Below are 19,818 nucleotides of genomic sequence, written 5' to 3'. Positions count from 1 at the left end.
GCTTAACAAACCATATCCACCTGCGTGGACTAATATAAGAATAAGGCTTAGAGAAACTTATGAAGATAGGTTTTTGTCTTTATGATTTCAACCGCATCAGCTTTTTCCCCTAATCTTCTACTAACTGGCGAAAACGTCGATTATTAGCAATACTCTCAAAATCAGGATCAGTACTAGCTTCAGCGCGATACTTCGGATTTAGTTCAATCGCCTTTTGTAAGTTCTCTAGTGCTAATTTGACGTCTCCTTGGAAGGTGTAGCAAATTGCTTTATTGTAGTAAGCATTAGGATAATCTGGTTGAATCTGTAAAGCTCGATCAAAGCTTTCTAAGGCTTCCGGATCGCGTTCTAATTGAATGAGTAAATATCCTTTAGCGTTCCAAGCTTTATAGTAGTCAGGATTGAGTTCAATCGCTTTATCGTACGATGCGATCGCATCTTCTATTCTTTCTAGAACTTCTAACGCCATACCTCGATTCATCCAAGCTACAGCATCATCTGGTTTGACTTGTACTGCGCGATCAAACGATTGAAAAGCTTCTTCATGGTTTTGTAATTTGCCTAATGCTACGCCGCGATCTACCCACGCGAGATGATGATTAGGATTGAGTTCAATGGCTTTATCATAGGATGCGATCGCATCTTTATAGCGTTTTAGTCTTCCTAAAACAATACCGCGATTAAACCAAGCATCGCTATGATCTGGTTGAATTTGAATCACCTGGCTAAAAGCTGCAAATGCACCTTCGTAGCGTTTTAGTTCTTTCAAAAGGATACCACGTTGATACCAACTTGCGACATCTTCTGGTTTAATTTCCAGTACTTTATCAAATGCAGCAATTGCTGACTCGTATTGGTTTAATTCCCATAATGCTAAGCCTTGCTGATAGCATACATCAGGATTATTCGGTTGAATTTCTAACGCCTGTTCGTAGGATGCGATCGCATCTTGATAATGTCCTGCAGAAAATAATGCATTTCCCTGATTGATATAATCATCCGGACGCATGAATAACTGTGGATAGTTTGATTTCAACAGTTGTATTTGTTCGGATAAGGCTTGAAGTTGTTGGGATACTTCAGAGAATGCTTCTTGAGCAATTGTTGCTGGTGTAATTTCGGCTATTTGCTTGAGAATTTGTTCTTTTCGGGCTTGAGCATCTGATTTTACCTCATTTAGTTCTGTTTCTAGTCTGTTTTCTAGTTTCTCTAGATTTTCTAGCGTTACTTCCTTACGATTTGTAATTTCTGACTGCAATGCTGTCAGTTGATTTGAACACTCAGAGGCTAATTTTTCTAGATTTTCAATTGTAGTGTCTTGTTGCGATTGAATTCCTAGTCGAGAATTGCTAAGTTGAGTGGCAAATTCTGCGACTTGCGATCGCAAGTTTTGAATCTCTTGTTCTAGTTGCGTTTGAGTTTGCGATTGAAACTCTTGAATCTGTGTGGTGACTTCTATTTGAATCTGTTGTAAATTTTCTAATGTGACATCTTTTTGTTGTTGCAGTCTTGCTATAACTTCAGTTTGAATTTCTGCAAGATGTGGTGTTAAATTAGCTTCTAGCTGTTGTATGCTTTCTTGTAAAGTAGATTGTTGTTTTTGTACTTCGGCTTGCAAAGCTGTAATTCGTTCTTCTAGCTCAGTTTTGATATCTTCTAGTTGATGAACAGCTTCACCTTTTTGTGTTTGCATTTCTGCTTGCAACTCAGAAACTTGCGTGACAAATTCACTTTCTGTTTGTCTAATATTTTGGATGACTGCATCTTTCTGATTTTGAACATCAGATTGTAATTCTGCCAACTGTGGAGCTAATTCTGAGGCAAGTTGTTTTATATTTTTTAACAATAAATCACGTTGTTTTTGCGCTTGTTGTTGCAACTGTGCTAATTGCACTGCAAACTCTTTTCTAGATTGTTGTATATTTTGTAATATGGCTTCTTTTTCTGCTTGAATATCAGCTTGAATCTCTGTTGTGTCTGGTTCAAAGCCTAGTGCTAGCTGTTTCAAGTTATCTAATGTAGCATCGTATTCTTGCTGCGCTTGCCGTTGAATCTGGACTAATTGTGCAGCTAATTCTATTTCTAATTGCCTAATATTTTGTAATGCTGCTTCTTTTTGTGATTGAATATCAGCTTGAATTTCTGTTGCATCTGGGTCAAAGCCTAGTGCTAGCTGTTTCAAGTTATCTAATGTAGCATCGTATTCTTGCTGCGCTTGCCGTTGAATCTGGACTAATTGTGCAGCTAATTCTATTTCTGATTGTCTAATGTTTTGTAATGCTGCTTCTTTTTGTGATTGAATATCAGCTTGCATCTCTGATATTTGTGGGCTTAAAACTGTTAGTACTCGCTCAAATTCTTGTGAAACACTACTGCGTTGTGTTGTTAACTCTTGTTGAATTTGCTCGACTTGTTCTGCAAAGTCACTTTCTGAGCGTTGTAAGTTTTGAATAATTCTATCCTTTTGTGCTTCAACTTCTACGTGTAGTGTCGCAAGTTGCGGGGTAAAATCAGATGTCAGTTGTTCAATATTTTGTAAAATTGTATCGCGTTGCTGTTGAGCTTGTTGGTGAATTTGATTGATTTGGCTTGCTAATTCTGTTTGAAATTGTTCTAAATTTTGTAGTACTGCATCTTTTCTTTCTTGAACTTCTGCTCGAATTTTTAAAAGATGCGGAGAAAATTCTTCTTTTAATTGTTCAATATTTTGTAAAACAGCAGCTTGCTGCTGTTTTGTTTGTTGTTTTAAGCCGACTAGTTCATTTCCAAATTCACTTGCTAATTTCTTTAGCGATTGTTCTGAGTTTTTGAATTGATTTTCAAGTTTTGTAACTACTTGTTGTTGTTGTGTTTGTGAGAGATGCGTTATCTGCGATAAGTTTTCACGTTGCGCTGCAATTTCTTGTTGTAGCTCTTCTGCTTCTTGGTTAATCTCGTCTAAGATTTCTTCAGCATCTTGCAAAATGTTCTGAATTTTGCGATCGGCGTTAGCAATTTCATTTTGGATATCTTCAACTTCTTTAAGCCGCATCATCACAATATCAGCGACACCACGAATGACTGACTTACGTAAGAAAAATAGTGCTAGCAATGTCGCACCCAATAGTACTACTAAAGTTGCTAGCAAGATATTAAACAGCGTTATCGACTGCGTACCAAATGCTGTAGTAGGCGCTTGTGGCTGTACTTGAGCTAGTTGAGGCGATCGCTTGAAAGCATTTGCTTGCGCCAACCTTGATTCAGAAGCACTAGGTGTCACCTCAGCATGAGTAACAGCACCAATTGACAGTAACACAGTAGACAGCAAAAGACCACTGCCGTGTGATAAAGCTCTTAAAATCTGTTTGTGCTTGCGCTTCATAGTTCCTTTTGCCTGCTGATCAGGAAAAGATATCGCGGTATCTTTTCCAGGGTAATCAAAATTGACGTCTATTTCCGATCTTTACGCTCAATTGTCGATAAATCAACTGGTAACAGCAACATGGCATCACCAAAAGAGTAAAAGCGATAACGATGCGCGATCGCTTCTTGATACAATGCCAGCAGGCGCTGACGACCGATTAGGGCACTTACAAGCATGAGTAAACTCGATTTAGGCAAATGAAAGTTAGTAATTAATCCCTCAACAACACGCCATCGATAACCAGGATAAATAAACAAGTCTGTCTTGCCACAAAAAGGTTGCAACTGTCCACTTGTTGCAGCACCTTCTAACGAACGTACTACAGTTGTTCCCACGGCAATAACTCTCCCACCTTGAGCTTGTGTTTGGTGAATTTGAGTAACAGTATCTGCACTTACTTCTACCCATTCTCCGTGCATTGTATGTGTTGTAATGTCTTCAACTTCAACAGGGCGAAAGGTTCCCACACCAACGTGTAGCGTGACAAATGCTGTCTTGATTCCTTTGTTTTGTAGCTGTATAAGTAATTCTGGAGTAAAGTGCAATCCTGCTGTCGGAGCCGCAACAGCACCAGGTTGCTGGGCATAGACTGTTTGATATTGGTCGCCTGCTGCTTGAGAATCAGTAATATAAGGAGGTAAAGGTACTTGCCCATATTTATCTAATATTTGAATCAAAGACATTCCTCCAGGAACATCAAATTGCAGTAGTCTCCCTCCAGTTGCTGCATCCGTTGCTAATACTGTTGCATTTAAAGAATAAGAGGCATTTCCTTCAAAGACAATTTTTGCTCCTAGTGGTAGGCGTTTTCCTGGTTTTACTAAAGCTAGCCATTGATTGTGCTGGCGTTCTTCTAAAAGCAATACCTCAATAGACGCACCACTTGATTTTCGCCCATACAATCGTGCGGGTATAACCTTGGTGTTGTTCATTACTAATAAATCGCCTGGTTGCAGTAGTTGAGGCAATTCAAAAAATCGCTGATGACTATAGTGTGTAGAATCAACAACTAATAACCGCGCACTATCTCTAGGTACAGCAGGGTTTTGAGCAATTAACTCTTGGGGTAACTCATAATCGTATGCAGATAATAAGCAGTCTTCTTGAGAAGGTAACGATCCACTAAACATAGTCTTGGGTATCAACATCACAGCATTGCCGTTTCTGAATCAAAAATCCGTGTTATTACGGTTATCGCTTTGCTTTTGTCTCTTCTATATTGTTCTTAAGCCATATTTTGTTTTTTTTAGACACCGTAGTTATACAGATTTTCTGATAATTTTTGACAATTCGTACTTACATACTTAATTGGGTGAACCTACCCAGGTTAAATTGGGTGATTTTCCCCTATGAAAGGAGGGTAGACCTTCGGCACAATATAAGTGTCGGATTGGTGCGTCTCCCAACCACGGAAATGGAATACCTTTACTACCTTGCAAATGCCAGCCTCACCCTGAGGATTGTTGAATATCTACATAAAGTACAGCATCTATCGGTTAGGTTTATAACCGTGATCCATCAGATTGATGGCTGGGTGGTAAAAGTCAAAATGAACTCGCCTTTGAATCCTCAAGACGATGGAGATTTTCGGGCATTTTTAAATGAGTTGGGAATTCCCTACGAACCTCCCATGCGAGTGAATATGGCACTCTGGAGTTTAGAGGCTGGACAATCTCCCATTGACGTCATGCGTCGCTATCAAGTTGCGATCGTCTCTCATGGTAGCCCAGAACGTGAAGAAATCGAAGCTTTTCGCCAACAGTTTGTACGAGGATTAGGCTACTGCCCAGAAACTCTGGCTTAGAGAGTTATGAGTTTTGAGTTTTGAGTTATGAATTAAGAAAATTCTTTAAAATTCAAAACTCTTTTACGAGTCACTAAATCTTATCCAAATGCAGCAGGAATGTATTCTTGTAGCAGCAATTGAAATTTAACATTGCCAACTTGTATTGCCAGCGACTTGAGAATCGCGGGCTTTTTTGTTTGTGGTGGGTGAGTAGCAAAGCCTTGAGAATAAACTAAAGCAACATCAAAACGACATGGATAATCATTTAAGTGGGGGTATTTCGTTAAATAAAAAGTAGCTGTGCGCCAAAGTTTCGCTTGCTTTTGTGGTGTTAAAGATAGCAAGCCTCCTTCATCCCAATTACCACTGCTACGAGTTTTCACTTCAACAAAGGCAAGTAGAGGTGTGGTAGTGTGTTGAGCAACAATATCGATTTCTCCCCAACGACAGTGCCAGCGACGATGCAGAATTTGCCAGCCTTGTGATTGTAACCATTGTGCAACGAGATCTTCTCCTAGTACACCAATATCGGGATAATAAGAAGAAGGAGGGTTTGTCATAATGATTCACACTCAAGAGGATTGGATGATTGAAAATATATTCAAGTTATGCCGCCAGATAGCGATCTTTGTGTTAGTTGTCAGTGCGATCGCGTCTCCCCTGTATCTCAGTATTCCCCCAGCTTTAGCTTTAGATTACAACAAAGAAAATTTACTTAACTCTGATTTTGCAGGGCGCGACTTGACAGACTCAAGTTTTAATCATGCTAATCTCCGTAATAGCAATTTCAGCCATGCAAATTTAGCAGGCGTTAGTTTATTTGCTGCTAATTTAGAGTCAGCAAATCTAGAAGGCGCAAATTTAACGAATGCCACATTAGATTCAGCGCGATTGAGTAATGCTAATTTAAAAGACGCTGTGTTAGAAGGTGCATTTGCCGCAAATGCCAAGTTTGACAAAGCAGTGATTGATGGGGCTGACTTTACTGACGTGTTATTACGACGCGATGAGCAAGATAAGCTGTGTAAGGTTGCCAAAGGAACCAATCCAACAACAGGGCGAGAAACACGGGAAACACTAATGTGTTTTTAATATGAGACTAGATTAAATCAGTCAGTGAAAATTGCCGTTGCCGATCTAACTCTTGTAAGCGTCGCTGTTCGGTGTAAAGTAATTCATAATATGACTGCGATCGCTCTAAATCAACTTGTGGATCAGTATCTTGCCACATTTCAAGATAAAGGCGATAGCGCTTCTCACACATAACACGTTCCATACACGCAATTGCGGCTTGTACTCCCTGAGTAGCACGTAAAAGATCGCGTTCGGTTTTCTCATTTAAATAAAACAGATGCGATACCACAGTCATCTCGCAATCCAACTGTAAGTATCGAGTTTGCAGACGAGAAACTAAAGAATCAGCAAGATCGCTACCAGCGATTTCTGTTAATATTTGCTGCCACAAAAACCGATGGTGGGAGAGGCTAAATTGAAGATCTCGTGCTTGTAAAGCTTCAGTAATTGCTTGACGATGTTCGGGACAATGTAAGTAGATGCGTAAGAGTAAGGCTTCGGCTTGTTCTAAAAGACTGCGATCGCTTGTGAGGGGAACTGAAGATGAAGATTTTTGCTGCTGCTTTTTAAATGGTTGTGGCGTACGGTTATTGTAATTAGGTGCAACTTGTGATACCAAACTTTCAGCTTGTATAGGTATCAGACGCCCATCGCCCAAACTCAGTAACTCAGCACAACGAAAAATATAATGATTTCTTGTATCGCTATTATCAATCAGCTTGAGTAGTTTAACCATTTTTTGGGCAACTTGCTGAAATTGATCGGCTTGCTTCAAGTCGCGGTTTGCCACAATTTGTTGAATTTGCCAGTCTAGCCATAATGGGGCATTTTGCAGCAGTTCGCGATAGTGTTCGGGCGTGTAAGTGTGTAAGTATTCATCAGCGTCTTTGCCTTCGGGTAAGTTGAGAATCCGCAAACTCACTTCACCACGATAGGCAAGATTGGCAATTTCACCGATCGCCCTTTCTGCTGCTTGAGTTCCGGCGGCGTCAGCATCAAAGTTGAGAATGAGTTGTTTTGATTCGGTATAGCGCAACAGTTGGCGAACTTGATCTAAACTCAAAGCAGTGCCCAGAGAAGCAACAACATTCGTGATTCCGGCGGCGTGAAGTGCGATCGCATCAAAATAGCCTTCGACAACAACAGCTTGATCGAGGTGAGAAATTGTTGATTTTGCTTGATCTAAGGCAAATAGTGTTTTCCCTTTGTTGAAGAGTTGAGTCTCTGGTGAGTTGAGATACTTCGGTTGATCTTCCCCTAAGGTTCTTCCGCCAAAACCAATCACGCGCCCTTGGATATCATGAATGGGAATCATCAAGCGATCGCGAAAGTAATCGTAATAACTATCTCCTGATTGTCGCTGACGAATTAATCCTGCTAGTTCGAGGAGTTGTACAGGATAGTGCTTTTGTTCTACCAAATAGCGGTAAAGAGTTTCCCAGCTTGTCGGTGCGTAACCTAAACCAAATTGCTGAATCGTTTCTAAATTCAGTTTTCGTGAAGATTGAAGATACTCTAATGCTGCTTCTCCTTGCGGTTGACGTAAAGCGTGTTGATAAAATTGACAGGCGATCGCTAGAATCTCGTAGAGTTGTTCGCGTAGCGATAACTGACGCTGTAATTCTTGTCGTTGTGCAGGTTCTAGTGTTTGTACGGGTACTTGGTAGCGCCGTGCTAAATCTAAGACAACTTCACTAAAAGAACTTTTCCCGACTTCCATCAAGAACTTGATAGCGTTTCCCCCAGCATTACAGCCAAAGCAGTAATACATTTGTTTACTAGGACTAACACTAAAACTTGGAGTTTTCTCGTCGTGGAATGGACATAAACCAACATGATCTTTTCCCCGCTTGCGTAAAACAACGTGTTCTGATACCACATCGACGATATCAACTCTTTGCTTAACTTCCTCGATTGTGTCTGGGTGCAGGCGCGGGATTTGCATTGAATTAACTGGTGATTCAGTAGTGTTTGAGCGTGAGTATGAGGCTGGTAATTGGTCATTGGTAAATATCTTTTTGTTTCTCACTACCCATTACCCATTGCCCTAAATACCATTATCGAATCAAATAACTCAACCAGGTCAATTTATCTTTTTCTGCTTGCGGAATCAAAAGCCGCCATGTTTTACCTTCTTGCTGACGTTGCAAGTAGACATCAAAGGAATTGTGTTGAGTGACTTTGCGCGGTAGTTTGAGCGTCAGATCGTATGTACCACGAACATGAGAGACAGGTAAGCTTTGAATTTCTACTAGTTCGCGCTGTGTAACGGTGACGTGTCGAATTTCTATTCCTTGGAGATGTACGCCGAGTTGTTGACTTAATTGCTGTTGTGTTTGTTCTAGCTGAAGTGCGATCGCCTGTTGTACAAGTTTATTACTTGGTTCGACTTCACCACTACAAGCTGTGAGTAACACAAATAAAGCGATCGCCATCAACCAACGTACCATAACAATCTGCCTATCTTGGATTAATCTGCAGTAGTTACACTTCCTACTGCCCCATCAGAGATTGTATCGGCTTTATGCTAGTTTTTGATTCATTAGACTGCCTGTATGAATGCGAAGGTGAATAAATTCGCTGCTGCAAAAGTTTTGTTTTAGTGTACGAAGGTACACTTTGCCTATGTAGTCCCGACTTCAGTCAGAGGACTCCGTAAGCATCTCTAAATGCGATTGTTCTAGAAATGTAACTTGCTGTTCTAACTTGTCGCAGCATTGACGTACCAAACGTAGCCCGTCTTCTTGCGAGATTTCTTCAGTCGTTGGCAAAAAGTCTTGTAAAATTTCCGCTTCAGTAGTTTGATATTGCCCTAATGAAGATCTCAAAGTTTTTAGATAGTGCGATCCTTCACCACCTTCTTGCACAGCAAAATCAAGAATCGAATCTAAGTAAGCAACAACTTCGGCACTCTTAACACCCTCAGTAACAGCAGCATACAATAATTCCCCATCAAGATAGTGGAAATCTGGTACAGCCAGGATATTGCCATGTAATTCAAATGTACGCACTCCCTCAGTTGGTTTCACTGTCAATTGCTCAGTTCGCACGCGATGTGCTGCGTGATAAAGTAATGTGGCGATCGCTAAAATGACCTGAGGATAATTACTATCAGTACCGCGCATTTCTACTGTACCAATACCGTTGAGTCGCACGCGATTCCACGCTGCTTTAAGCAGGTTTCCCCCAGCTTCTTTAAACAAATGTCGTTCTACTCCTGCTTTATCCATCGCTGCTAACCAAGAGTAGTACCGCGCAAACTGTAACTCAACCAATTCTTCTGTATCTGCTGCATAAGGCTGTAATCCACCCACAGATTGCAAATGGGTATACACTCCTTCCCAGCCAAAAACCTCACTACCGCGATAACGTACGGTATGAGCCGCAAATTTCATAACTCGTCCTTCGTAAAAAGGACACGCCCGCGATAATACAATCAGTGATGGATCTAAAGCTGTTGCTAAGTTATATATGTTAAGTAGTTCAGTACGTGCCTCTGGGGTAGAATCGTAAGATACACCTACACGCCGATCAATAATTCCTTCAGGAAGATCTAAATGAATGTGCGTTCCCGTGCATCGCGCCGCGTGCATAAAGCGATCAAAACCTACGGTGCGGACTTGAATGTGATACCAGGGCTTGTTACGAATTGTCGGCATAACGTGCAATGGATAGGTAGATAAAGGATAGAGCCTAAGACTCATTTCCTTGGCTACCTTGAGTGCTACCTTAAGATTACTTAAATACTCTGTTGCTAGCTCTGTTACGCTATACGCAGGCGGTGTATTAATCTCCACCATACTTTTTACCCATTCAGGGGCAAAATGCTGCGGATTTCGTCCTTCTGATGTTGCTACTTCTTGGCAAAACTGCAAGTACTCATCACCGCGCTGCGAAATAACACCTTGTTCATCTACCAAAAAAAACTCTTGCTCAAGCCCTATCCGCCGATCTTCTACACTCATGCTTTAAACCTCAAAGCAAGCAAATATAGAGGGTAGAAGGTATAACTTACTGTTGGTAGCCGAAGAGAAGCCAGTAACTAGTAGCTAGTTTTGAGTTGAATCTTCTAGTTCAGAACTCCTTGTCTCTCCGTCTCTCGCTTCCTCAGCCCTCTTTAATGCATCCACGATCTCATCCGCGTGGTGCTATTTTGATTTTACTCTTCAATCCTCGCACATCAATATTTTTACTCAAACTAATTGATACGCGTTACTGGTAACACCTGCATCAACTTGATTTAAAGCTTCGAGGATACCTGGGACAGTCGATTGCAGTGCTTGACGAATTGCATCTAACTGCACGATGTCTACTTCATTCGTCCATTCATTCATAAAAAACTTCTTGACTTCAATTGATAAAACACATGCTGAGTCGGGAAAAGTTTGATGCACCCAACGAGGAAAGTAACCGCCAGAGAAGTTAATATTTTCGCGGACATCTAAATGTCTACCCAAAAAGTTGAATGTTTGTAAATCCTTGGTAAAACGGTTGATGACAGGTGCCCACCGTTGGCGATCGAGTGTTCCTGTCCCAATGTTAATTTCAGGATTGTATCGCGGATCGGCTGGTAATGAGTCAGGTCCAAAACGTAAGTGATTGTAGGTATGCAACTCAAATATAATAAAGCGACCGTGACGACGTTCAAGATCGCTCAAGACTCCTTCTAACGTTGCATAAAAGGCGTCATGTTCTGCCAAAGAGCGCTCGATAATAGCACGGGGTGGTCTTTTTTTCCACACTTTTAATCCCCATGCATCTTCAGGCTTAATATAAACAGCTTTATCACGGCGACGATTGAGGTCAAATTCAAAACGCGATCGCCGTGCAACAATTCTGGTGTCACCGATCTTTGTCCAATGTGCAGTATAAGGATCTTCTTCCCGCCAGCGATCTGCTTCGGTGACGCTGAGTAGGGGGGCAACTTCTTCGCGGATATCATGACCATCATGTAGCGTAACAGCAACAATAGGTCCATCTCCTTTCGTTAATACCCAGCTACTTAACGTCATTTACTACCCCAAATTATAAATATATCTTCATTATCCGAAGCTTCATTTTCTCGCAAATCAAGGTAAATAAATGTAACTATAGTAACAAGGTGTGGCACACCATAAATAAAAACCCCCAGTGCGGACTGGGGATTTGGTTGCTGTTATAAATTTATTTGAGATCCCAAACACGTGCTTTGTAATCTGCATAGTAACAGCTAAACTTCCAGAAATTAACTAGCGGACGCAGCAATGGATGGAAAGATTTTTGCTTATTGCTAGCTTGATTGACCGAGATAGATTCTTGATTGCGATTAGAGAAAATCATTCTTATTCCTCCTATTTAATAGTGAACTTTAGTTATTGGTAATATCGCTCTTCAATCCAAGTACGCATTTCAGATTCGGAATCGCGTTTTGTCGTGCGTCCTGTTATTGGATCGTAAGCATTCCACCATGTACGACCATTGCGATCTGAACTTTGCCAAACTTGTAGTTCGTTCTTGGCGTTCAGATAGTTAACTACTTGTTGCCAAATGCTTTTTATAGGTGCAAAAACGTCAGTACGTTTTGCTTTTTTTGGTGATTGATGATAGAGAAACTCTAATTTCTCTCGCTCAAAGGTACTAATCGAATACTTCATACCAAATCTTGATGACCTCACATCACATCGTTTACTTCTCTTAATAAATCCACTTTAACAATGTTTTTCTTGACAATCAAAGTAAACTATGCATGGAATGTATGAATAGAATTCATATGTCAAGGAATGTCACGATGAAGAAGCTTTGAGTTTTATCCGTAGGGTTTAGCTAATTGCTTTGAAAGTGCTATGAGTGACATGACTAACAAAATCAAGATCTCGCAGTTGCGGGCATTAGTTGCAGTCGCAGAACATGAAAACTTTAGTACAGCTGCATTGCATTTGGAAATATCACAGTCTGCAGTGAGTCATGCGATCGCTGCTTTAGAGGAAGACTTAGGCGTTGTCTTACTTGCGCGTGGACGCCATGGTGCCCATCCTACACCCGTAGGAAAACGAATTATTGCTCATGCCCAGCATGTACTACAGTTACTCGACACAATGGCTAAAGAAGCAAACCTCGAAAAAGGCTTAGATGGAGGACAAGTGCAAATTGCCTGTTTTCGTAGTGTGGCAACGCATATTCTACCAGCAGTGATTGCCCAGTTTCGCAGTGACTTTCCTAAAATTGCAGTCACAATTACAGAGCATTACGATTACATTAATGTAGAACAAGCTTTGCGTGAAGGTCATGCCGACCTGGGCTTCACATATCTTCCTGCTAGTGATGAATTTGAAACTTGGGAGTTATTGCGCGATGATTACATTGTATTACTACCTCCAACTGCTTCAACCACTACTCAAAAACTCAACTGGAAGCAATTAGCTGCATATCCTTTAATTGTGCCATCGACAAATACTTGCTCAATTAGAATTCGCAATCATCTGAGATTCTCTGATTGTCCCTTGAATATTGCCTATGAAGTCAGGGAAGATTCCACAATTGTCAGCATGGTTGTTCAAGGCTTAGGTGCAGCCATTCTTCCCCGATTAGCCGCCGAACCAGTACCACTAGGGTTGCAAGCGTTTACTCTACCAATTCCTCTCGAAAGGATCATTGGAGTAGCTGTGTTAGCAGATGCACTACAAAGCCCTGCAGTTTTTGCCTTTTTAGATGTTCTCATGAAGTCAAAGCAATTTGTACTTACTGCAGTTTAAAACTTACCCAAGTGGTTATGTGCTGAGCAATTTAAAAATGGTAGTTGTTTAAACAAAATTCGATTTGTAACATCAGGCGATCGCCTTGTTGGGGTGGAGTTCCTTTATGAAAGCAAAAGGGATCTTCAGCAAAACCAAAACCTACATTTCCGCCGATTGTTAGGATATCTTTTTGTTGATAATATTGACTAATATCGCGATCGCTACGACCAATAAATAAAGTCAATTGATGAGTAATCTTTTTGTTTTTGTGACTTCCACGAACGCAAACATGAGGTCCACTACTTGAGTCTACATTAGTTAAGTAGAAAAAGAATTTTAGAGAACGATAGTCAATAGGATCGTAATGAAATAACTCTTGGGCAAAATTTAATCTTTCCTCAAAACTGGTATTTGTTGCAAAACTCCACCACAGCCGCGATCCTGTAAACACTGGTTTTGCATTTAAGTAAGCAGCTGCTATTTTAAGTAACTTAGGATCTTGAATAATTCTCTCGATCGCGCGGCAATTTCTCTCAGGATCTACATAGTCGCTAACGACAAGAGAACCATACTTTTCTTGCCAAACTTCTTTACTATTTGTATGAAACATAAGTTGTGGGTTGAGATTGGCATAACACTGCTCGCGCTCTGTAAATTCCAAAATCTCTTCTACAATTGCTTGCGGAAGTTGAATACCTAAATATAAGCCATCCTCTTGTAATACTTGAATAACATTTTCTACATCAAGATCTTCAAATATAGACACTTCTGAATATTGCTCAAGTTCTACTTTTGGATAAAAAATGTCGATTAGAGAACGAACTATCTGAAACCGCGAGAACAAAAACATCAAAAGCCACTTCGGATTTTGAACGGCATATTTATAGTAAGGTTTGACTTTAAGACTAATCCTTACCAACAGATGTCGCAGTCTACTACGACTGTACTCAAGTCTATTCCGTATCAGTAGCATATGTATAGAAAAAATACTTACGTAGTTTAGCCTAAGTAATTCTTCTTAAATTACAATACTTTCAGGTAAATCTTTGAATAAAATTGATAAATCAAGAGATTTTGTGAGCCAATCGTAAAAAAGATAAGAAAATCCTCATAATCCTTAAACTATAGTTATTTTTTAGAAAATTTGATTGAAGAAGGGTCAAGAATCAGAGATCAGGGAATTAGAGCAAAGTTCCTGATACAACGCTCCAATGCTTCGTAGCAGATTTAAGTAAGTAGTAGAACAGCAAAAAAGTCAATAAACTGACCATCAATATTTGGTTGAAGCTAGACTTGAAAATCAGAATTATCAAGTATTCTAAAATATGCGCGATCGCTTTCATTGGGAGTTTCCAAAATTTGATTACCGACGCAACAGTAAGGTTGATTGGTCGTGGATTCTAGCGTTATTGTTAGCCGCAGTGCTAGTTTACAGCATCAATCTAGGAGGATTACCATTACGCGATTGGGATGAAGGTACTATCGCCCAAGTTGCCCGCGAAATTTGGCGATCGCCTGTCAATTCATGGCGTTGGTTGTATCCTACATTAGGAAACGCACCTTATCTCAATAAACCACCACTCATGCATTTATTAATAGCTGGGGCATACTCGCTTGGTGGAGTTAATGAATGGACATCACGTTTGCCAGGAGCGATGCTGAGTGCAGTTTCTGTACCTCTACTATATTGTGTCGGGCGGGAAATTTTTCCTAGGACGCCTGCGATTTTTGCTGCGTTAGTTTACCTCACACTGCTACCGATGGTGCGTCATGGGCGATTAGCAATGTTGGATGGGGCAGTAGTGTGTTTTTTTCTGTTGATGATGTTGTGTGTACTGCGATCGCGTCGTAATTTGCGTTACTGCTTAGGTATTGGTATTGGGTTTGCCTTAGTTTGTCTGACTAAAGGAATCATTGGATTATTGCTGCTGGCGATCGCACTGTTATTTTTGTTTTGGGATACGCCCCGCTTACTAACGAGTCCTTACCTGTGGGCAGGTGTTTTTGTTGGTGCCGCGCCTGTAGCTTGGTGGTACTTGGCTCAATGGTTGGAATACGGTAACACTTTCACCAATACAGCAATTATGGCTCAATCTTTGAGTCGTGTTTGGGCAAGTGTAGAAAATCACGCTGGACCACCTTGGTATTATTTATTAGAAATCTTAAAGTACAGCTTTCCTTGGCTGATATTTTTACCACAAGGTTTGCGTAAAGCATGGGAAAATCGCAACTGGAGCTGGGCAAAACTGATCCTTGTGTGGATTAGCTTTTATTTCGTAATAATTTCTGTGATGCAAACCAAGCTTCCTTGGTATGTTTTGCCGATATATCCAGCTATTTCTTTAGCAGTGGGAGCGCAGCTGGCTGATTACTGGTGTACATCTGATGCATCATATCCGCGCCCTGTCGTTGTCTGTTTGGGGCTACTTGCTGTAGGAGCCACTATTGGCAGCTTCTACTTTAGCCCTTGGAGTTCTGCGCAGGATGGCGCATTACAAATGATTTTAGCTGCAGTTGCAGGCACAATGATTTTGGCAAATATCTTAGCTAGACGAGGCGATCGCCAGTTTTTGATAATTTTAATTTGGGGAATGTATGTCTCGCTTGTACTATTTATGACTTCTTCCCACTGGGTTTGGGAACTTGCCGAAGCTTATCCTGTAAAACCTGTTGCTGTGATGATCCAAAAGATGACACCCGTAGGACAGATTGTTTATACATCCTTTCCTTACGATCGTCCTTCGCTCAATTTTTATAGCGATCGCCAAATTATTACGGCTACTCACAACGAGCTTCAGCAGCAATGGCAACAAAATTCACCATCCTATTTGCTCCTCGATACCCCAACCCTTAAAAATCTCCAACTTCCTGCAGCACATCACTTAGGCAGCACGCAAGGTTTGACGCTACTAAGAAGGGGTAAGGGGTGAGGAGTGAGGGGCGAGTGACTAGATATGAGTTTTGAATGTTCTTAATTCATAACTCTCTTAAACTCAAAACTCATAACTCAAAACTCATAACTCCCCAGCTTTCTTATGACGGCTCCTGTGGGGGATCGACAACAATTTCCTTTGATGGTTCTGAATTTGATTCCTGTCCTGATTTCAATGTTTCTAAGGTAACAACACTAATACCTAAAAGAATGGCACTACCAATTGCGGCGATCGCTGCGGTACGCTTAATAAAGCTAAAATCTCGTAGAATTCTTGCCCAAGGACGACTTTGACGACGAAGTAAATGAGTCATCTCAACTTGTTTAGAGCTATGCGGATCGCGTACATAGTGCCCGCTCCAACTCACTACCAATCGCTCTTGACAATGAGGACATGTAAATAGTCCATTACACTTTTTGATTTGTTTGAGATTGCCAACACGTTGGCAAATTGGACAGGTTACGGAGTGGTGATCAAAGGTGTGAGTGTTCATAGCGCGTCGAATCAGTTCTTTTCTCGCTTTACAGCGGAGTGCCATTAGTCTGAGTTGTATTTTCTATACGCCCCAAATCTTAGTCTGCCCATTTTTGTGATAGATAGCCATACTCGCAGTACATATATTTATGAACATTTAAGAAGCGGCTTGTAGCACAAACAGAGCAGAGGAGCAGAGACAGCAGGGGGAGCAGGAGAGATATGAGTTTAAGAAAGTCGCGAAGTGTTGAGTTAATAAGACTCTTTATTATTCAAAACTCAAAATGTGCTACGCACCGCTACGCTAACAAAACTCAAAACTCAAAACCAGTCACTAGCCACTAGCTACTAGGCACTGCACTCCTATCTCTAACTTGTCACAACGCTAGCGCATTGACCAATGCTGTAACTCATCTAAATGAGGTAGAAATGAACTTTTCTCAGTAATTACAATTATGAATCAAATCCTCTTGCACTCAGGCAAAACATACTTGTCGGCGAGCCAAAAGATCAATCAAAATGAAAAGTAAGCAATAAAAATTAAAGCTTTTATCACATTTCCTCACATTTTTCATGACTGCCCTTTCTCCCCAATCCCCAGAGGAGCCACCAAGTCTCCCTGTTGAATTACGGAAGGTGCCGATACAGCCTGCAGTATCAACACCTTCTACTGGCTTAACTCATTTACTGAACCGTTTTCAGCTATCCCCAGAAAGCGTTGTGCTCATGTTAGCTGTGCTGATCGGCGGGAGCACTGGTTTAGCTGTCGTTTTCTTTCACTTTTTAATCGAGCTAATCCACCATTTAATGCTAGAAGATTTGATGGGAATTATTTCTCGTTGGGGAGCTTGGACACTTGCGTGTGTCCCATTATTAGGGGGATTAGTTGTTGGTTTAATGCGCGGTGCTAAACAAGATTTTGGTCCAGGGCTTTCTTCTTTAATTGCCGCAACGCAAGGTAGTCATGCTCCTCATGTTACTTGTAAAGAATTACAACCAATTATTAAGATGCTTGCGGCTGCAGTTTCATTAGGCAGTGGGGCTTCATTGGGACCAGAGGGACCCAGCGTGGAGATTGGTGCTAATTTTAGTTTACGGCTGGGTCACACCCTACAGATGTCACAAGAGCGACGTCGCTTGTTGTTGGGGGCTGGAGCAGCAGCAGGGTTAGCAGCAGGATTTAACGCTCCGATCGCAGGTGTTTTTTTTGCGTTAGAAGTTGTTTTAGGAACTACATTCGCTACTTCTGCTGTGAGTGTTGTGCTGCTAGCAGCAGTCGTAGCAGCCTTAATTGCTCAAATTGGCTTAGGAGGACAACCTGCTTTTACACTGCCAGTTTACGAAGTTCGCAGTCCGTTAGAATTTCCCTTATACGTTGGTTTGGGATTAGGTGCTAGTCTTGTTTCAATAACTTACACTCAATCTTTACAGTTACTGCGAGCTTGCTTTCAAGGACAAGTTCCTGGTTTCGCTTGGTTGGCAAAAATTCCTTTAGCAATTCATCCTGTTATTGGCGGTGCTTGTGTTGGTTTAGTCGCACTACAGTATCCCCAAATCTTGGGTATCGGTTATGAAACTGTAGAAGCAATGTTGCAGGATGTGGAATTCTCTTTGCAATTGCTTGTGGTGTTATTGGTAGTAAAGTTAGTTGTAACTGCAATTAGTTTAGGGAGTGGTTTAGTTGGGGGTATATTCGCTCCAGCAATGTTTCTCGGCGCTTCATTAGGAGGAGCCTATGCCAAAATTTTGGCAATTGTCTTACCAGGGATGACTCCTTATATGGCAGCACCTCCAGCTTATGCAATGGTAGGTATGGCAGCAGTATTAGCAGCAAGTGCGCGAGCGCCTTTGACGGCTATTCTATTATTATTTGAACTGACACGAGATTATCGCATTGTTTTACCGTTGATGGCAGCGGTAGGTTTAAGTGTATGGCTTGTTGAGCGCATGAAGCCTAGTGCAACTTCTGACTCGCATTTACAACAATTGAATTTGAGTGTGGAGACAGATCGCGAACAAGAAATTTTACAACAAATTTCTGTCGCCGAGGCAATGCACCAAACTCCGTTGATATTATCTGCAACACTGCCTATTTGGGAAGCAGGCTTGGCAATGACTCGCGATCGCCGCCGGAGTGCGTTGGTTATTGATGAAACTCAAAGATTGGTTGGGATTGTCACGTCAGAAGACATTTCCCGCGCAATTTCTCTCTGGGAACAGCACAGAATAAGTGTTAGTAACTCCAGTTTGGTACATCCATCTAATGAGCCGAATTTTTCTTTATCTCAACTCTTTGACATTTGTACAACTGAGCTACTTTACACTTACCCCGATGAACTTTTATCTGATGCTTTAGCCCGTATGGCAGCACGAGGTTTACATCAGTTACCTGTAGTTGAACGCAACAACCACGAGCATATTTTAGGTTTACTAGAACGAGAACAAATTGGATTAACTTGCAATTTAGAGTTGATGCGTCAAGCACTGCACCAAGTCTTGCCAGCATCACCACAATCTCAGGACTTATCCTTGGCTAGTTTGCAGCAATGAGTCTTGCCTAAATTAAGAAAGTTCGAGTAGAGGGAGAATAATGGCAAATACCTCAATTCTCCTCTCAAAATCATATATAAAATTGCTTAGGATGCAACTTCGACTTCACCAAATTCGCCATCTTCGTCAAGTTGCTTCAAACGAATGTGCTTGCGACCTAGAGTAATTTCAAATTCATCTCCTGGTTTTAAACCCATTTGTTTTGTATAAGCAGAACCTATTAGTAAGTTACCATTTGACTGCACGCTGATTCTATAGCTAGCACTCCGTCCGCCACGTCCATTAGCATTTGCTGTACTGTCTAACTCAATGCCTTCTGCATCAATTAAGGCATTAAGAAATTTCATCATGTTAACACGCTCAATACCATTTTTAGTAACGGTATAATAGCCACAGGCTTTAGCCTTTTCTTCTTTACTTAGGTTTTCTAGCTCCTTGACTTTCTTCAGGAGTTCTTCACCAGTTAGTGGCTCGATTTTTTTCTTTTTACTCATCAACTTAGTACTAAAACGAATGAATGAAGTAAATAACTGAGTTTGATCTTAGCTTACTAACGCTTAATAGGAGTAACACTTAGATTTATATCAGCTCAATAAAATATCTTACACTGAATTCAATCAATATTTGCGCTTATGTAGCTACCTTACTGTTAAGTTAATCAGTTGTAAACACTGTTGGTATTCATGATAACTATCTAAGTGTTGTTCATACCTTGATCCACTTAAGTTCTTGACGCTAACTGCAGCACACTAAAAAAGAATGAATACAGCAACTATCTCAAGTTACTGATAAGGTAAGGAGGCAATGCTAAGGTAGAAACTGAGTAGGCGAATAAGTTGGAGTATAACTTCTACTACATAGCTATTTATTAACCTGATAAGCTTT

Annotated in this window: 17 protein-coding genes; 5 read left to right on the top strand and 12 right to left on the bottom strand. The window is 40.9% G+C overall.

Going from position 1 to position 19,818, the window contains the following annotated elements; all coding sequences use genetic code 11:
• Positions 1 to 109: 109 nt before the first annotated feature.
• Positions 110 to 3,361, bottom strand: a complete 3,252-nt coding sequence (locus CSQ79_RS06495; protein WP_099700378.1) for a tetratricopeptide repeat protein — start codon at positions 3,359 to 3,361, stop codon at positions 110 to 112.
• A gap of 68 nt (positions 3,362 to 3,429) precedes the next feature.
• Positions 3,430 to 4,533: a tRNA preQ1(34) S-adenosylmethionine ribosyltransferase-isomerase QueA gene (gene queA, locus CSQ79_RS06490; protein WP_289500715.1), complete on the bottom strand. Its 1,104-nt coding sequence runs from the start codon at positions 4,531 to 4,533 to the stop codon at positions 3,430 to 3,432.
• Positions 4,534 to 4,817: 284 nt separating this feature from the next.
• Here queA and CSQ79_RS06485 point away from each other — a divergent pair, with 284 nt between their 5' ends.
• Complete coding sequence (locus CSQ79_RS06485) at positions 4,818 to 5,207, top strand: hypothetical protein (RefSeq protein WP_099700376.1); 390 nt, start codon at positions 4,818 to 4,820, stop codon at positions 5,205 to 5,207.
• Positions 5,208 to 5,287: 80 nt separating this feature from the next.
• On the opposite strand, the gene CSQ79_RS06480 is transcribed toward CSQ79_RS06485, so the two are convergent.
• Positions 5,288 to 5,749: a YraN family protein gene (locus CSQ79_RS06480; RefSeq protein WP_099700375.1), complete on the bottom strand. Its 462-nt coding sequence runs from the start codon at positions 5,747 to 5,749 to the stop codon at positions 5,288 to 5,290.
• 1 nt (position 5,750) lies between these two features.
• Here CSQ79_RS06480 and CSQ79_RS06475 point away from each other — a divergent pair, with 1 nt between their 5' ends.
• Positions 5,751 to 6,281, top strand: coding sequence for a pentapeptide repeat-containing protein (locus tag CSQ79_RS06475; protein ID WP_289500712.1), 531 nt, complete (start codon positions 5,751 to 5,753; stop codon positions 6,279 to 6,281).
• 7 nt (positions 6,282 to 6,288) lie between these two features.
• On the opposite strand, the gene dnaG is transcribed toward CSQ79_RS06475, so the two are convergent.
• The 6 genes from dnaG to CSQ79_RS06450 all read right to left on the bottom strand — a co-directional run bounded on the left by dnaG (position 6,289) and on the right by CSQ79_RS06450 (position 11,896).
• Positions 6,289 to 8,208 carry a DNA primase gene (dnaG, locus tag CSQ79_RS06470; protein ID WP_099700374.1) on the bottom strand — a complete coding sequence of 640 codons (1,920 nt, stop codon included), beginning with the start codon at positions 8,206 to 8,208 and terminating at the stop codon, positions 6,289 to 6,291.
• Between the two features lie 112 nt (positions 8,209 to 8,320).
• The gene (locus CSQ79_RS06465; protein ID WP_099700373.1) at positions 8,321 to 8,713 is read right to left on the bottom strand and encodes a hypothetical protein; all 393 of its coding nucleotides are present in this window, start codon (positions 8,711 to 8,713) and stop codon (positions 8,321 to 8,323) included.
• Between the two features lie 189 nt (positions 8,714 to 8,902).
• The gene (locus CSQ79_RS06460; protein WP_099700372.1) at positions 8,903 to 10,228 is read right to left on the bottom strand and encodes a glutamate-cysteine ligase family protein; all 1,326 of its coding nucleotides are present in this window, start codon (positions 10,226 to 10,228) and stop codon (positions 8,903 to 8,905) included.
• Positions 10,229 to 10,456: 228 nt separating this feature from the next.
• Positions 10,457 to 11,275 carry an N-formylglutamate amidohydrolase gene (locus CSQ79_RS06455; RefSeq protein ID WP_099700371.1) on the bottom strand — a complete coding sequence of 273 codons (819 nt, stop codon included), beginning with the start codon at positions 11,273 to 11,275 and terminating at the stop codon, positions 10,457 to 10,459.
• Between the two features lie 151 nt (positions 11,276 to 11,426).
• On the bottom strand, positions 11,427 to 11,582 hold the full coding sequence (locus CSQ79_RS27475; RefSeq protein WP_193933421.1) for a hypothetical protein: 156 nt from the start codon (positions 11,580 to 11,582) through the stop codon (positions 11,427 to 11,429).
• Between the two features lie 32 nt (positions 11,583 to 11,614).
• Positions 11,615 to 11,896 (bottom strand): hypothetical protein, encoded by a 282-nt coding sequence (locus CSQ79_RS06450; protein WP_289500709.1) that lies wholly within the window; start codon positions 11,894 to 11,896, stop codon positions 11,615 to 11,617.
• A gap of 189 nt (positions 11,897 to 12,085) precedes the next feature.
• On the opposite strand from CSQ79_RS06450, the gene CSQ79_RS06445 reads away from it, so the two are divergent.
• Positions 12,086 to 12,994 (top strand): LysR family transcriptional regulator, encoded by a 909-nt coding sequence (locus CSQ79_RS06445; protein ID WP_099700370.1) that lies wholly within the window; start codon positions 12,086 to 12,088, stop codon positions 12,992 to 12,994.
• A gap of 31 nt (positions 12,995 to 13,025) precedes the next feature.
• Here CSQ79_RS06445 and CSQ79_RS06440 read toward each other — a convergent pair whose 3' ends face one another.
• Positions 13,026 to 13,742, bottom strand: a complete 717-nt coding sequence (locus CSQ79_RS06440; protein WP_143755429.1) for a hypothetical protein — start codon at positions 13,740 to 13,742, stop codon at positions 13,026 to 13,028.
• Positions 13,743 to 14,301: 559 nt separating this feature from the next.
• Here CSQ79_RS06440 and CSQ79_RS06435 point away from each other — a divergent pair.
• Entirely contained in the window at positions 14,302 to 15,906 is a 1,605-nt protein-coding gene (locus tag CSQ79_RS06435; RefSeq protein ID WP_099700368.1) for an ArnT family glycosyltransferase, read from the top strand.
• A 103-nt stretch (positions 15,907 to 16,009) separates the two neighbouring features.
• Here the strand turns inward: CSQ79_RS06435 and CSQ79_RS06430 are convergent, their stop codons facing one another.
• Positions 16,010 to 16,447, bottom strand: a complete 438-nt coding sequence (locus CSQ79_RS06430; protein ID WP_289500706.1) for a hypothetical protein — start codon at positions 16,445 to 16,447, stop codon at positions 16,010 to 16,012.
• Between the two features lie 509 nt (positions 16,448 to 16,956).
• On the opposite strand from CSQ79_RS06430, the gene CSQ79_RS06425 reads away from it, so the two are divergent.
• The gene (locus CSQ79_RS06425; RefSeq protein ID WP_099700367.1) at positions 16,957 to 18,933 is read left to right on the top strand and encodes a chloride channel protein; all 1,977 of its coding nucleotides are present in this window, start codon (positions 16,957 to 16,959) and stop codon (positions 18,931 to 18,933) included.
• Between the two features lie 86 nt (positions 18,934 to 19,019).
• Here the strand turns inward: CSQ79_RS06425 and CSQ79_RS06420 are convergent, their stop codons facing one another.
• Positions 19,020 to 19,427, bottom strand: coding sequence for an AbrB family transcriptional regulator (locus CSQ79_RS06420; protein WP_099700366.1), 408 nt, complete (start codon positions 19,425 to 19,427; stop codon positions 19,020 to 19,022).
• Positions 19,428 to 19,818: the final 391 nt, after the last annotated feature.

The organism is Gloeocapsopsis sp. IPPAS B-1203 (assembly GCF_002749975.1).
GTDB lineage: Bacteria > Cyanobacteriota > Cyanobacteriia > Cyanobacteriales > Chroococcidiopsidaceae > Gloeocapsopsis.
Note: the sequence above shows the minus strand (reverse complement) of the source record. Positions and strands in the feature narration are given on the sequence as shown.